The organism is Campylobacter concisus, assembly GCF_003049705.1.
GTDB classification, from domain to species: Bacteria; Campylobacterota; Campylobacteria; order Campylobacterales; family Campylobacteraceae; genus Campylobacter_A; species Campylobacter_A concisus_AR.
Map to the genome: position 1 here is coordinate 204342 of NZ_PIRF01000002.1, position 14268 is coordinate 218609.

Consider the following 14268-nt stretch of genomic DNA (forward strand, 5'->3'; position numbering starts at 1 on the left):
ATGTTTCCTTTTTTTGTTAGCAATATGTAAATGGATTTTTAGAATTGCGTATTATAACTTCAATTTTCAGATTTTGCAAATATTTTGCTAAAAAATCACCAAAACAACGTTCACTTTCATAGTGATTTATATCGATTAAATTTAGCCCATTTTCCTTTGCATAAAGAGCTTGATGATACTTTAGATCACCCGTTAAAAAGACGTCAGCTTTTACATCTTGGATGAGATCTGCGCCACTTCCGGTGCAGATACAAATTTTAGAAATTTCATCTTTTGCATGAACCACTCTTAAATTTTCTAGCCCAAGTTTTTCTTTTACAAATTTGCAAAGCTTGCTAAATTTCATCTTCACATCAGCGTAGATCAAAAAACCCTCTTTGCTTGAAATTTCTAGCCCCAAAACCTGCGTTACAAATTTTTCATTTAAAAATGCAAGGTCAGCATTTGTGTGAAGCGAGATGAGCAAAATATTTTTTATCATCATCTCTCTTATAAGTGAGCTTGGATAAAGGCTGTAGTCTAAGCTCTTTAGCCCCTTAAAAATGAGAGGATGATGAGTGATAATAAGCGAATTTTGCAAGACATTTTGCAAAAGTTTGCTATCTAAATCAAGACTTAGATAAATTCGCTCAAATTCGCTATCAAATGAGCCAACTTGAAGGCCACTATTATCCCAAGGCTCTTGGCTCGCAAACGGGCAAATTTCATCTAAAATTTTATAAATTTCAGCTATTTTCATAAAATTTTACTTTTACTCTAGGCTCTCTTTATAAGTTAGCGCACACTCTTTTGCAAGCTCTCGAATTTTTAGGATGTAGTCTTGCCTTTGCGTTACACTAATCGCTCCACGCGCATCAAGAACGTTAAAAGTATGCGCTGCTAGCATGCAGTAATCATACGCTGGCAACGAAATTTTAGCCTCTAAGCAGCGTTTGCACTCGTTAAATGCGTTTTCAAACTGGTTAAAAAGCATATCTACATTTGCTACTTCAAAGTTATATTTACTCCACTCGTACTCACCTTGTTCGTGAACGTCGGCATAGGTTACGATGTTTCCATCCCTGTCGTCCCAAACGATGTCGTAGACACTATTTACATCTTGTAGATACATGGCCAAACGTTCAAGGCCGTATGTTATCTCACCAGAGATCAGCTCGCATGCGATGCCACCCACTTGTTGAAAATACGTAAACTGCGTCACCTCCATGCCGTCTAGCCAGACCTCCCAGCCTAGCCCCCAAGCACCCAGCGTTGGGCTCTCCCAGTTATCCTCGACAAAGCGGATGTCATGATCTTTTAAATTTAACCCAAGTTTTTCAAGGCTTTTTAGATAAAGCTCTTGGATATTTTCTGGACTTGGCTTTATGAGTACTTGAAACTGATAATAAGCGCCTAGGCGGTTTGGGTTTTCGCCGTATCTGCCATCAGTCGGACGGCGGCTTGGAGCTACATATGCAGTCGCCCATGGCTTTGGTCCAAGGCTTCTTAAAAATGTCGCTTGATGATAGGTACCGGCGCCCGCAGGCATATCGTATGGCTGAAGTATAACGCAACCTTGCTCTTGCCAATAGTTTTGAAGGGTTAATATTATTTGTGAAAATGTCATTGCTTTCCTTTTAAAATTTTACTTTACATAGTGTATAACTGCACCAGGTCCTAGTGGTAGATCAAAAATGTACCAAAACGACATTAGCGCTGTCCAAGAAATTAAAAATGCAACCGTATAAGGAAGCATAATAGAAACAACTGATCCGATTTTTAACTCTTTATTGTATTTTTGCATAAAAGCTACTATCAAAACAAAAAACGGCATCAAAGGCGTTATGATATTTGTAGTAGAGTCGCCTATTCTAAAAGCAGCCTGTGTAAGCTCTGGCGAGAGTCCAAGATTCATAAACATTGGTACAAAAATCGGAGCCATCATCGCCCACTTTGCAGAATCAACAGCTATAAATAAATTTATAAAAGCGATCAAAAAAATAAAAACTATGATAAGACTAAGTCCAGTTAATCCGACCTCTTTTAGAAAAATAGAACCTTTTATAGAAAGCACTAGCCCAATATTTGAGGTATTAAAAAGATATGTAAATTGGGCTGCGAAAAATATCAAAACCAAAAAACCTGATAGCTCAGAAATAGATTGCTCCATAAATTTTATGGCATCATTACTGCTTTTTATACTCCTGGCGCCTACACCGTAAGCTACGCCTACCACTATAAAAAGCAACATCATAAAAACAACAATAGAATGCATAAAAGTAGACTTCATAAAGCTTTCATTGCCTTTTGCTCCAAATAAAGAGTCAGAAGGCAAAATAGCCACAAGCAGTAAAATCACAAAAACAATCAACGCTATTAGTGAAAATTTTAAGCCACGTTTTTGCTCTACACTTATCTCACTATGCTCTTTTAGGCTAAAATCACCCAAAAAATCAAATTTACCAAGCCTAGGCTCTACGATTTTATCTGTTACAAACCAGCCAACAAAGACGATCAAAAATGTCGAAGTGATCATAAAATACCAATTTGCAGTTGCTAACACTACATAATCTGGATTTAACACGCTAGCTGCTTGCATAGAAAATGCCGCAAACATCGGGTCATTTGTACCGATTAATAAATTTGCCGACCAGCCACCGCTAACACCAGCAAAAGCAGCAGCTAATCCAGCAATTGGATGGCGACCAAATCCAGCAAATAAAATAGCTCCGAGCGGGATTAGCACGACATAGCCAACCGAGGAAGCAACATTTGACATTACGCCAAGGAAAATAACGATTGGAGTTACCCATATTTTGGAAGATTTTAAGGCAATCTTTGTCATAAGTGCTGATAAAAGTCCAGACTTGTCTGCAATACCAATACCTAGAATAATCGCAAAGACTACTCCCAAAGGATAAAAATTAGTAAAATTTTTAAGCACAGACGAAACAAAAGATCTAAGACTATCAGCAGAAAGCAAATTTATAACATTTGCATTAAGCTGTGATATTTGTCCATCTTTGATAGCCTGATAGCTTACACCAACGCCCATCTTTTCTAATACAAACGATATTATTATCGTAATAATCGAAAGATAGATAAAAAGCATAGTTGGATTTGGTAATTTGTTACCAAAATTTTCGATAAAACTTAAGATTGAACTATTATTTTTTTTATTCATTTTTCCTAACCCAAAATAGAAATATAAATTTTTATCTCGTCGCTGCTGTAAAGCTCAAAGTCCGTTTCATAGGCTCTTTTTAGCTCACTACTTTCAAAATATTTCCAAATTTCACCCCAAAATTTTGCTATGTTTTGTGGCTCCCTTGCAAAACTAAAAACGGCATATTTGCCACTTTTTATCTCTAAGATTTTATCACTTTTGTGGCTTAATCTTGTGCCGATGAAGTTATCGTAATGTCCGTTAAGATCGCTTTCATAGTTGCAGTAAACGCTATAAATTTCACTCTTGCCATCATAGTATTCGCTCATAAATTTAGACCATAAAGCTGGAATTTTACCCTTACCGCCTATCTCATCTTCATTTTTAGTGCGAGTTTTTACTCCGTAAATTTCAAAACTATCCTCTAAATTTATAATCTTCATAAACTACTTTTGTCCGTTAAAATTTTCAACCGCTTGGTTCCACATTAGCTTGTATTTTCGTTTTAGAAATTCAACTTCATCTTGTGAAATTTTAAGCTGTTTTGTAAGCGTCTCGACCGTTTTTCTATCTTCGTCATAGAGCTCTTGCATAGAAATAAGCGCCTCTTTTAAAAATTTATTCTCATTTCTTAGGGTTTCAAGCGTCTCATCCTTTGCGTCAAGTACCTTTTCGTGTAAATTTAATATCGTTCCAATCGTCTTTTCAACAAAACTGATACCATCTTGGCTTTGCGACTGCAAAGATAAATTTTGCGAAACACTAGGCACAACACTCATCGTTCCTTCGCTCGCTTCTATCAAAATTTCTCCATTTTCCTCTTTGGTTTTCAAAACGCCACGATTTATCATATCTTCGATAACTTCACGCTCCAAATGCACAAGTTTGCAAAATTCATCAACACCAAGATAGGTCTGCACCGCTTCTCCTTTTTACAGTATCACTTCAACCTTTGAAGAGTCTTCCTCTAAAGCCTTTATCTTCGCCTCTCTGTCAGCTTTTAGAGCACTTGCTAGACTATCATCTTCAAGGGCTAAAATTTGCACCGCCAAATAGGCTGCATTTATCGCTCCAGCTTTTCCGATAGCTAAGGTTGCCACTGGCATACCACTTGGCATTTGCACAGTTGAGTAAAGTGCATCAACGCCACTTAGAGCCGAACCTGCCATTGGTATGCCGATCACTGGTTTTGCAGTATTTGCAGCGATCGCTCCAGCCAAGTGAGCCGCCATACCAGCAGCTGCGATAAAGACTTTTGCACCCTTTTTCTCAGCATTTGCGACGTACTCACTAGTTCTTTTTGGACTTCTGTGAGCTGAGCTGATTATCAGTTCATATTTTACGCCAAATTTTTCAAGAGTTTTTGCCGCCTCGCTAACGATCTCATAGTCGCTTTTACTTCCCATTATAATAGAAACAAATTTCATATTTTCTCCCTCAAAAAGCTAAATTTTGGTAGCTTAATACCAAGACTTATCTCATTTTCATTGCCACTGTGAATTTCACTCATAACCTTACCTTTTTTGGTGATGAGCTGCTTAAATTTGATAAATTTCTTGCCATCTTGTGAATAAACCTTTGAGATTTCATTCTCGCTATCTTCTATAACCGATCCAGTAGGAGCCACGATCTCATAGCTATTGCCTGGAAAAATTTTATATTTACACTTGAAAAACTCGCCATCTTCGCTTATTGCATTTACCTGATGCGTGCCCTCTTCTAGGCTACTAACGTGATTTTGTGTATCTATTCTCTCATAAGGCCTATGCACCAAATATCCATCCGTAAAGCCACGATTTTTTAGTGTATTTATTTCGTTTTCATAAATTTGTGCGTCAAATTTATCATCCATGGCATCATCTATCGCCATTTTGTAGGCTCTTGCTGTGCAAGCTGCGTAGTACTCGCTCTTTGTGCGACCTTCTATTTTTAGGCTATCTATTACGCCACTATCAACGATCTCTTTGATGTGCGATATTAGGCAAAGATCTTTTGAGTTCATAATATGAGTGCCATGCTCGTCTTCCTCTAGGCGGAAAAGCACGCCACTCTCTTCGTTTTTAGCGTAAAGTTCATACTTAAACCTGCAGTCGTTGGCACAGCTGCCGCGATTTGACATACGCCCGCTTTGCACCGAGCTTACTAAGCACCTACCAGAATAAGCAAAGCACATCGAGCCATGTACAAAGATTTCAATATCAAGAGTTGGAATTTCTTCTTTTATCTTTATGACATCTTTTAAATTCATCTCGCGTGCCACGACGATACGTTTTGCGCCCATGTCATGATAAATTTTTGCATCAAGCACGTTCATGACATTTGCCTGAGTTGAGAGATGTATCTCGATATCAGGCGCAATAGCCTTTGCTAGGCTCATGACTCCTGGAGTTGCGATAATAAAGGCATCTGGCTTCATCGCCGAGATAGTCTGCAAGTGCCTTTTTAGTGGCTCGATCTGCGAATTAAAAGGAAAGGCATTTATGGTCGCATAAAATTTCTTTCCTTTTGCATGTGTGTAGTCTATCGCCTCTTTGAATGTTTCAAGGTTAAATTCCCTTGCTGATCTAGTCCTTAGTGAAAAACTAGCCACCGATCCATAAACAGCGTCGGCTCCATACTCAAGGGCGATTTTAAGTTTTGTTAAATTTCCAGCTGGAGATAAAAGCTCAGGCCTTTTTAGCACTATTTTTTACCTAGACTTTCTATCAAGGCTTCGATGTCGTCGTTGCTGACAAGGTTTTCTGTTGTTGTATCACCAGCGATATGAACAGCAGATCCCACGCGCTTATCATCATCGATACGACCTTCAAACAAGGTATTCATATATTTGCTAAGCGCCCTCATAACGTTGATAACACGCTCGATCTTTTGTCTGTGGATGTCTTGATACTGCATCATATCCATAGCCATCATGATCTCATCTTGTCCCATTTGTAAATTTGAGATGATATTATCAACCGTGCCAAGAAGTGCGTTGTTTTTCTCCAAAGCCTCGCTAAATGCGGCAATATTTGGAAATTTCTCACTTAGTGTCGTAAATAGTTCGATGTTTGAGTTTATCGCGTCTTTTAGGCTATTTGAGTCGCTCTCAGCATCCATAAAAAAGTTATTTATCGTCTCAAGCTTGTCAAACATCTGAGTAGCTTTCTCTTCGCTATCTCTTGTCACATCGTCAAGCTGGTGCACCATTTTGTGGTCTTCAGTCGGTGGTGGTGGTGGCCAAACGCCGTCTGCACTCACTCTGTAGTTTTCGCCATGTTTTGAACTATTTGCTTGTGGCTCATCTGCTTTAGCACTCATTGCCTCTGCAACTTCTGCTACCTCGTCTGTTTCCTCTTTGACGTCCGCGACCTCTTGGCTGGCATCTTTAGTATCACCTAAATCATCCTCTAATCCGCCCGCCATAAGTGCGTCAAGTTCCTCTTGGGTCATAAAAGCTCCTAATAAAATTTGGCTTGATTATATAGGATTTAAATAAAAAGTAAGTTTAAAGGCAATACTTTTATCTTTAAATTTATAAATTTTTAGATAGCATTTTTAAAAATAAACGACCTTAAAAGGCTAAAAATGACCGTCGATCTTCACAACCATACGCCACTTTGCAAGCACGCAGTTGGCGAGCCAAGAGAGTATGTGCAAAACGCAATAAAAGCTGGCACAAAATACTTTGGCTTTAGCGATCACGCACCGATGAACTACGATGAAGCTTACAGAATGAGCTTTGATGAAATGCAAGGATATGAAGACGAAATTTTACATTTAAGAGATGAATTTAGCAGTGAGATAGAAATTTTGCTTGGCTATGAGATGGATTTTTTAGATGGATTTATGGATGAGCGAGTTTTTGCTAGAAAGGTCGATTATCTAATAGGCTCTGTGCATTTTTTTAACGGCTGGGCATTTGACAATCCAGAATTTATCGGTGGCTACGAGGGCAAAGACTTGGATCAAATTTGGCAAGAGTATTTTGATCATGTAGAAAGATCAGCCAAGCTTGGCAAATTTGACATTATGGGGCATATCGATCTTTTAAAACTTTTTAAATTTTTACCAAAAAAGGATGTTAGAATTTTGGCTAAAAATGCAGTAAATGCGATAAAAGAAGCAGATTTAGTTGTTGAGATAAATGCTGCTGGCTTTAGAAAGCCTATCGGCGAGCAATATCCAAGCATAAATTTACTTGAGCTAATAGCCGAAAAAGATATAACCATCACCTTTGGCTCAGATGCTCACGCAAAAGAAGATATCGGTAAAAATGGTGAAATTTGCGAGCAAATAGCCAGAGATTTAGGTTATTCAAAATGTGCTATTTTTAAAAATAGAGATAGAGAATTAGTAAAATTTTAGATTGGGTTCAAATAAAATATAAATTTAATCTTAAATATTAGGTTTTATGATAGAATACGAAAAATTTAAAAATTAAAAGGAGAAAAAAGTGGGAAAATTCGTCCAAAATATAGATCATTTTTTTGATTTTTGTAAAGAAAATGAAGTCAAATTTGTAGATTTTAGATTTACCGATCTAAACGGCGCTTGGCACAGCATAAGCTACAACATAAAAGCTGTTACGAAAGAAAATTTCATAAATGGCATCCCGATGGACGCTAGCTCTATGCATGGCTGGCAACCAATCGATAAGAGCGATATGATAATGAAGCCAGAAGCTACAACTGCATTTTTAGACCCATTTACTTCTGATATTACAGTTGTTGTTTTTTGCGATATTTACGACATTTACAAGGGTCAAATTTATGAAAAATGCCCTCGCTCAATAGCCAAAAGAGCAATGCAGTACGTAAAAGATAGCGGTCTTGGTGATGAGGCGTATTTTGGCCCTGAGAATGAATTTTTTGTCTTTGACAACGTCAAAATCATCGATAGCCCAAACTGCGCGATGTATCAAGTAGATAGCGAAGAAGGCGAGTGGAACGATGCTACTGACTTTAAAGATAGCTACAACACAGGTCATCGCCCACGCAGAAAAGGCGGCTACTTGATGACTCAACCAATCGACAGCATGGTAGATCTAAGAGCCGAGATGATGCAAGTTCTAGAGCAAGTTGGTCTTGAAGTCTTTTTAGGACACCACGAAGTTGCTCAAGGACAAGGTGAGATCGGCGTGAAATTTGGTAACTTAGTCGAAGCCGCCGATAATGTCCAAATTTATAAATACGTCGTTCGCATGGTTGCTCACCTAAACGGCAAGACAGTTACATTTATGCCAAAACCACTTTATGGCGATAACGGAAGCGGCATGCACGTTCATCAATCAGTCTGGAAAGATAGTAAAAATTTATTCTATAAAGAGGGCAACTACGCAAATTTAAGTGACTTTGCAAGGCACTACATCGGCGGCGTTTTAAAACACGCAAGGAGCGTTGCAGCCTTCACAAACCCAAGCACAAACAGCTACAAACGCCTAATCCCAGGCTTTGAAGCGCCATCTATCCTCACTTACTCTAGCCAAAACCGCTCAGCGAGCATCCGCATACCTTACGGCGCTGGCGAGAAGTCAGTTAGAGCTGAGATGAGATTTCCAGATAGCACAGCAAACCCTTATCTAGCCTTTTCAGCGATGTTAATGGCAGGACTTGACGGCGTTAAGCACAAATATGAGCCAGTTGGTCCTATGGATGAAAATTTATTTAAACTTCATCTTGATGAGATCAGAGAGCGTGGCATCGAGCAGCTTCCACACACACTTCGCGGTAGCTTAGAAGCACTAATTCGCGATAATGAATACTTAAAACCAATAATGACCGATCTTTTCATAGATACCTATCAACACTTTAAATTTGAAACTCAAGTTTGGCCTTACGAAGCGCGCCCAACCGCTTATGAGTTTAAAACTTGCTTCTCTTGCTAAAACGCAATCTCCAAGCTCATTTTGGGCTTGGAGACTTTTTTAATCAAATTTAAAACATAAAATCTCCGTCGTACATATCAATGCATCTTACATTGATAATATATAAATTTTTAATACATATAAAAATACAAAATATTTAGCGTAAAATTTTATGTATTTTATCTATACTTTGGTAAAAAGTAAACTAAAAGCGATTAGAAGCATAATAATCCCAACAAAAATTTCTAAAATTTTCCATGAAAATTCTTTTGCAAAAACTGGAGCGAGAACTCTTGCTCCATATCCTAAAGAAAAGAAGAAAAATAGCGATGCAAGACTAGCACCGATGCCAAAAATTATATTTTCATCTCCAAATTTTGTTGAAATAGATCCTATTAAAAGCATCGTATCAAGATAGACGTGAGGATTTAGCCAAGTAAAAGCAAGCGTCAAAAGCACTATTTTGCTAAATTTGGACTCGTGTTGCGCACTAGGAAGAAGGCTTTTGGGATTTTTAATGCACCATACAAACTCTTTAGACTATAGACAAATAAAAAGATAAAGCCACCATATATGGCAACCTGTTTAAAAAACTCAAATTTTTGTAGCACTTTTGCAAAACCAAAAACTCCAGCAAATATAAGCAAGGCATCACTAAATGCGCATATTAAGCAAACTGCAAAAACATGTTCCTTTTTTTATACCCTGCTTCAAAACAAATGCATTTTACGCGCCGATAGCCAATATTAAAGATAAACTTGTAAAAAATCCACTCCAAAATGCAGACATTTTCATCCTTTTTAAATTACCAATTATCTAAAATTTAACTAAATGCAACCTAAAAACATAAAAATTTTAACCCAATTTAAAGATATAAATAATCATAAATTTATGCCTTTTTTTATAAAATCCTTGAACTTTATAAAAAGGATACCGCATTGCAAGCACTAGCTTTAAAATATCGCCCTAAAAATTTTGATGAACTTATCGGTCAAGAAGCCGTTAGTAAAAGTCTTATACACGCACTTGACGAGGGTCGCATAAGCCACGCATATCTATTTTCTGGGCTTAGAGGCAGTGGAAAAACTTCAAGTGCTAGGATATTTTCAAAAGCTTTAGTGTGCGAAAAAGGACCTACTTCAAAACCATGTGAAGTATGCCCACAATGCATAATGGCAAATGAGTCAAGACATATGGACATCATCGAAATGGACGCTGCTAGCCACAGAAAGATAGATGATATAAGAGAGCTAATAGAGCAAACAAAATATGCTCCAGCAATGGCAAGATATAAAATTTTTATAATCGATGAAGTGCATATGCTAACTAAAGAGGCATTTAACGCTCTTTTAAAAACGCTTGAAGAGCCACCAAGCTATGTAAAATTTATCCTAGCGACGACTGATCCATTAAAACTCCCAACAACGGTGCTTTCAAGAACGCAGCATTTTAGGTTTAAGCAAATAAGCAGATACAGCATCATTAAACATCTTGAGTTTATTTTAAGCAAAGAAGGCATTAGCTACGAAAAAGAGGCACTTGAAATTTTAGCAAGAAGTGGCGGAGGATCGTTAAGAGATACTTTGACACTTCTTGATCAAGCTATCATTTACGGGGCAAATAATGTCACGGCAAATGGCGTAGCATCGATGTTAGGACTTCTTGATCCAGAAAAGATCGAAGAGATAATAGCTCATGTTTTAAATCACGATAAAAATGCGATCAGAGTGCTTGTAAGCGAGCTTGAAAGCTACGATCCTGAGATGATAATAGATGAAATTTTGGCAAATTTAAAGCAAAAATTTATAGAAAACGACTCAAAAATTTCACTACTTGTTTATGAGAGATTTTTTAGGATTTTGGCACAAGCTAAAGGTATGCTAAATGTAAGTAGTGACAATGGCTTTGTGCTAATGCTAATGCTTTTTATGATGATAGAAGCGCTAAATTTACAAGATATTGATGATGCTATAAATGAAGTGATCTCAAAAAATAGTGAAAATTCCACTCAAATCACAGAAGTCATCACTCAAAAAAGCCAAGTAGCTTCTACTAAAATGCAAGGTCCATACGAACTCTTCTTAACAAAAATTTATGATAGAAATTACGATCTTGGCGAGTTTTTTAAAGAATTTGTAGAATTTAGCTTCTTTAATAACAATGAACTTGGACTGATAGTAAATGCAAAAGATGAAAATCTTGAATATTTTAAGAAAAATTGGAAAATTTTAAATGAGATATTGCATACGCTTTTTGGACAAAATGCGAAAATAGTAAATGCAAAGAGTGATGAGCAAAAAGTACAAACTAAGACGCCTAAAGCCTCTTTAGAAAATAATGAAAAAAGCGAACTAGACGAGCTTGATGAGGAAATTTCAAGACTAAATGCAAATAATGTTGAAACTAAAAATGAGCCAAAAGCAGAGATAAAAGGCGAGCTGCAAAACGAGAAAAATAACTTTGCTTTGATGCTAAATAAAGAGCCAAAAACGCCAGAAGAGCTTCAAAGACAAAGAGAACAAGGGGTCCTAAAAGAGGCCAATAGACTTTTTGGCGAGCCAACGATTGAGAGCTAAATTTTATCTTTATTAGATTTTGCTCTTTTTTTTAGGGCTTCTTTTTTGCGAAGCTCTAGCTCATAAGCTTCATTTAGTGCATCTTCATCGTCCAAATTTGCTCCGTCTAAAAATTTTCGGTAGTCTTCAAATTGCTTATTTTTTATCCCCCAAAGCACGCCAAAAAGCAAAAATGCTCCCATCAAAACTGAGATAAAAACTAGCATCGCAAGTGTCGCACTATCCATTATTTTTCCTTAAATTTTCTAACAATATAAAGTGAGTTTAAGATAACACTTAGCGAGCTAAGCGACATAAAAAGTGCAGCAAATAGCGGAATGACATAGCCACACACAGCAAATGGCAGAGCAAGAACATTATAAAGAAGACAAAAGAGCAAATTTTGCTTTATCGTTTTGTAAGTAAATTTTGAGATTTTTATGGCCTTTGCTAGACTTTTTAAACTATTATCAAGTAGCACTACATCGCTTCTTTCTAGGCTTATTGCCGCCCCGCTTCCCATACAAATGGCAACATGAGCAAGGCTAAGCGCTGCTGCATCATTTATGCCATCTCCTACCATTAGAACCTTTTTGCCCTGCTCTTTTAGTTCGCTTATAAATTTAGCTTTCGTTTCAGGCAACATCTCTGCTCTAAACTCACTCACGCCAAGCTCATCTGCCACATTTTTTACCACTTTTTGCACGTCGCCACTTAAGATACACACTTTCATGCCAGCGCTCTTTAGCTCGTCTATCAAGGTCTTTGCTTCGGGCTTTACACTATCTTTTAGGTAAAATTTCGCCACTAACTCACCATTAAGCCCCACAAAAAAGCTCACATTTTCTTCAGCTTCATCAAAGCTAATACCATTTTCAACTAAAAATCGCTTGCTTCCTGCATAAAATTTTTTACCCGAAATTTCAGCCTCAACACCCTTTGCCACGCTTAAATTTGTATTTTTAAGCTCTATTTTCCTTGCACCTTTTTGCTTTAGAAATTTAGCCACTGCCACGCTTATTTGATGATTTGATATAAGAGCTAGCGAATAAATTTCATCTAAACTTATGCTCTCTTTTATGAAAAAATCACTAACTTTAAATTCTGCCTTTGTAAGCGTGCCAGTCTTATCAAATACCGCTACATCGCACTTTGCAAGGCTTTCAAAAAATTTAGCCTCCTTAAAAAGCACTCTATTTTTAAAGGCCACACCAAGGGCACAGACACTACTAACTGGCGTGGCAAGCGCAAGCGCACAAGGGCAAGCGATCACGATGACGCTAACAGCCGTGACAATAGCTTCTGAAAAGCCAAATTTAAAGTACCAAAACCAAAATGTAAAAAATGCCAAAGTTAGCACGCTAAGAGAAAATTTAGAAGCGATTTTATTGACTACTAGCTCGATATTTGGCTTTTTTAGCTCTGCAGTTTGGAGCAAATTTATAAGCTGATTTAGATAAGAATTTTTAAAAATTTCCTTTGCTTCATAGATGATTTGTCCATTTTGGCAAATGACGCCACTTTTTACCTCTTGCCCTACTCCCAAGGTCACAGGCAGGCTCTCTCCCGTTAGACTTGAGCTATCCACGCTTGCCTCACCACTAAGCACCACTCCATCAAGTAGCGCCCTCTCGCCAGATCTTAGCACGATCTTTTCGCCCAAATTTACATCTCTTGGCTCTTTTAAAACATCCTTGCCATCCTCCAAAATACATACCTTTGTAAGCAGCATATCATTTAAGAAATTTGAAGTCTCAAGTGCCTTTTTCTTACCCAAAATTTCTAAAAATTTACCGATAAAAACAAAGGTGATGATCATCGCAACTGAATCAAAATAGCTCTCGCCACTCCTCGTAAACATCGCAAAAATAGAGTAGATATAGGTTATGCTAGCTCCCGTGATAACAAGCAGATCCATATTTGGCGAAGCGTTTTTTATGGCTATCTTTGCCCCTTTGAAAAACTCGCTACCAGTATAAAAAAGTACAGGCGTTGCTAATACAAACTGCGCAAATCTTAAAATATCTTTTATATCGCCTCTTATACCACTAAAATACCCGCTATACTGAGCAATGGCCAGCCACATAATATTCATCGTAGCAAAGATACCAACTAGCGCTTTTGTGTAAAATTTCCTTCTTTTCTTAGCTAGCTCGTCCTCTTTTTGACTCGTAGCATATGGCTTTGGGACGTAGCCAACGGCATAAATTTTTTCAATTATTTGCTCTACCAAAAGCTCCTGCTCATCAAAAATAATGACCGCTTTTTGATTAAGCGAGTTGATATTTACCTCCAAGACTCCAGACAAGCTAAAAAGTGCCTTTTCAAGTAGCCAGATGCAAGCTGAGCAAGTGATACCATCAATTAAAAATGAAATTTGACTAAAGTCGCCCTCTTTTGTCACAAGCTCGCTAAAATTTGCCGCTAAATTTTTGATATTTGCACCGTTGTTTGCCGGTGTAAGTGTATTTTTACCAAGACGTTCATAAAACTCACTAAGCCCATTTTCATTTAAAATTTCATAAACGCCTTTGCAACCAACACAGCAAAATTTAAGTCCGCTTTCATTTGAGATCATCACGCTTTCATCAAATTTTAATCTACAATGAGCACATCTACTTTGTGGCATTTTTACTTTCTTTTATCTAAAATTTTTACCAATATTATTGCATCGCATGCCTATTACGCACCATAATTTAAATACATAAATTTGAAGCAAACAA

Annotated in this window: 15 protein-coding genes; 3 read left to right on the forward strand and 12 right to left on the reverse strand. The window is 37.4% G+C overall.

The window, feature by feature from the left end; translation table 11 throughout:
- Positions 1-16 precede the first annotated feature (16 nt).
- Genes CVT05_RS02815 through CVT05_RS02850 form a run of 8 tightly spaced genes read right to left on the reverse strand, consistent with a single transcriptional unit; the run spans position 17 to position 6577 of the window.
- Positions 17-739, reverse strand: coding sequence for a Nif3-like dinuclear metal center hexameric protein (locus CVT05_RS02815; protein WP_107697764.1), 723 nt, complete (start codon positions 737-739; stop codon positions 17-19).
- 12 nt (positions 740-751) lie between these two features.
- The gene (glyQ, locus tag CVT05_RS02820) at positions 752-1606 is read right to left on the reverse strand and encodes a glycine--tRNA ligase subunit alpha (protein WP_107697765.1); all 855 of its coding nucleotides are present in this window, start codon (positions 1604-1606) and stop codon (positions 752-754) included.
- An 18-nt stretch (positions 1607-1624) separates the two neighbouring features.
- Complete coding sequence (locus CVT05_RS02825; RefSeq protein WP_107697766.1) at positions 1625-3163, reverse strand: AbgT family transporter; 1539 nt, start codon at positions 3161-3163, stop codon at positions 1625-1627.
- Positions 3164-3168: 5 nt separating this feature from the next.
- Entirely contained in the window at positions 3169-3588 is a 420-nt protein-coding gene (locus tag CVT05_RS02830) for a GyrI-like domain-containing protein (protein WP_107697767.1), read from the reverse strand.
- A gap of 3 nt (positions 3589-3591) precedes the next feature.
- Positions 3592-4065, reverse strand: a complete 474-nt coding sequence (locus CVT05_RS02835) for a DUF3972 domain-containing protein (RefSeq protein ID WP_107697768.1) — start codon at positions 4063-4065, stop codon at positions 3592-3594.
- A 12-nt stretch (positions 4066-4077) separates the two neighbouring features.
- A complete protein-coding gene (gene purE / locus CVT05_RS02840) occupies positions 4078-4572 on the reverse strand; it encodes a 5-(carboxyamino)imidazole ribonucleotide mutase (RefSeq protein ID WP_107697769.1) in 495 nt (164 codons plus the stop codon).
- Entirely contained in the window at positions 4569-5828 is a 1260-nt protein-coding gene (locus CVT05_RS02845) for a peptidase U32 family protein (RefSeq protein WP_107697770.1), read from the reverse strand. Before CVT05_RS02845 ends, purE begins: the two co-directional genes overlap by 4 nt.
- Positions 5828-6577, reverse strand: a complete 750-nt coding sequence (locus tag CVT05_RS02850) for a chemotaxis protein (RefSeq protein WP_107697771.1) — start codon at positions 6575-6577, stop codon at positions 5828-5830. Before CVT05_RS02850 ends, CVT05_RS02845 begins: the two co-directional genes overlap by 1 nt.
- A gap of 135 nt (positions 6578-6712) precedes the next feature.
- On the opposite strand from CVT05_RS02850, the gene CVT05_RS02855 reads away from it, so the two are divergent.
- Together CVT05_RS02855 and glnA are read left to right on the forward strand one after the other, a co-directional pair.
- Positions 6713-7492 (forward strand): histidinol-phosphatase, encoded by a 780-nt coding sequence (locus CVT05_RS02855; protein WP_107697772.1) that lies wholly within the window; start codon positions 6713-6715, stop codon positions 7490-7492.
- 88 nt (positions 7493-7580) lie between these two features.
- Positions 7581-9011: a type I glutamate--ammonia ligase gene (gene glnA, locus CVT05_RS02860; protein WP_107697773.1), complete on the forward strand. Its 1431-nt coding sequence runs from the start codon at positions 7581-7583 to the stop codon at positions 9009-9011.
- Positions 9012-9173: 162 nt separating this feature from the next.
- Here glnA and CVT05_RS09615 read toward each other — a convergent pair whose 3' ends face one another.
- Both CVT05_RS09615 and CVT05_RS09620 read right to left on the reverse strand, forming a co-directional pair.
- A complete protein-coding gene (locus tag CVT05_RS09615; RefSeq protein ID WP_265094341.1) occupies positions 9174-9509 on the reverse strand; it encodes a LysE/ArgO family amino acid transporter in 336 nt (111 codons plus the stop codon).
- Positions 9449-9637, reverse strand: a complete 189-nt coding sequence (locus CVT05_RS09620) for a hypothetical protein (RefSeq protein ID WP_265094340.1) — start codon at positions 9635-9637, stop codon at positions 9449-9451. Before CVT05_RS09620 ends, CVT05_RS09615 begins: the two co-directional genes overlap by 61 nt.
- Before the next feature lie 291 nt (positions 9638-9928).
- On the opposite strand from CVT05_RS09620, the gene CVT05_RS02870 reads away from it, so the two are divergent.
- Positions 9929-11566 (forward strand): DNA polymerase III subunit gamma/tau, encoded by a 1638-nt coding sequence (locus CVT05_RS02870; RefSeq protein WP_107697774.1) that lies wholly within the window; start codon positions 9929-9931, stop codon positions 11564-11566.
- On the opposite strand, the gene ccoS is transcribed toward CVT05_RS02870, so the two are convergent.
- Together ccoS and CVT05_RS02880 are read right to left on the reverse strand one after the other, a co-directional pair.
- Positions 11563-11793 (reverse strand): cbb3-type cytochrome oxidase assembly protein CcoS, encoded by a 231-nt coding sequence (gene ccoS / locus CVT05_RS02875; protein WP_087578757.1) that lies wholly within the window; start codon positions 11791-11793, stop codon positions 11563-11565. The genes CVT05_RS02870 and ccoS overlap by 4 nt on opposite strands.
- On the reverse strand, positions 11793-14174 hold the full coding sequence (locus CVT05_RS02880; protein WP_107697775.1) for a heavy metal translocating P-type ATPase: 2382 nt from the start codon (positions 14172-14174) through the stop codon (positions 11793-11795). The genes ccoS and CVT05_RS02880 overlap by 1 nt, the downstream gene beginning before the upstream one ends.
- Positions 14175-14268 lie beyond the last annotated feature (94 nt).